The following is a 337-nucleotide window of genomic DNA, read 5'->3' as shown; positions in this document are numbered from 1 at the left end:
CCCTCACACTTCCACCCCCCACATGCACCCCCTTGCCCAGATTGCCAAACCCTCTCCCCAACTCCATATATTATTCCTTCTACATCCTCTCCCCACCATCCCTCCCACCCCCCTCAACACCCATCCCTCCCATCTCCATCCCGTCATCCGCGGCACCCACAAATCCCTCTCTCTTCCTTCCCCCGTCCCACCTCTCACCTACAACACTCCTGTCGACCACAAACTCATCACCCGTAAAACACTTCAACCCCCACTCCCACATCCAACCACTCCCCTCCCACAACCCCCCACCATTCCCACTAATTATTTTCACCTCACCCAATTCCACCATTACTCG

General features: G+C 56.1%; 1 protein-coding gene. It reads right to left on the bottom strand.

What is annotated here, in order from left to right; translation table 11 throughout:
* Nucleotides 1–79: 79 nt before the first annotated feature.
* Nucleotides 80–337 (bottom strand): hypothetical protein (locus FS628_RS30130; RefSeq protein ID WP_222125306.1); only part of this gene is annotated, 258 nt, incomplete at its 5' end.

The sequence above is a fragment of the Paenibacillus xylanexedens genome (genome assembly GCF_007676705.1).
Taxonomy (GTDB): domain Bacteria; phylum Bacillota; class Bacilli; order Paenibacillales; family Paenibacillaceae; genus Paenibacillus; species Paenibacillus xylanexedens_C.
The sequence above is the reverse complement of the archived record's forward strand: the minus strand, read 5'-3'. Positions and strand labels throughout refer to the sequence as shown.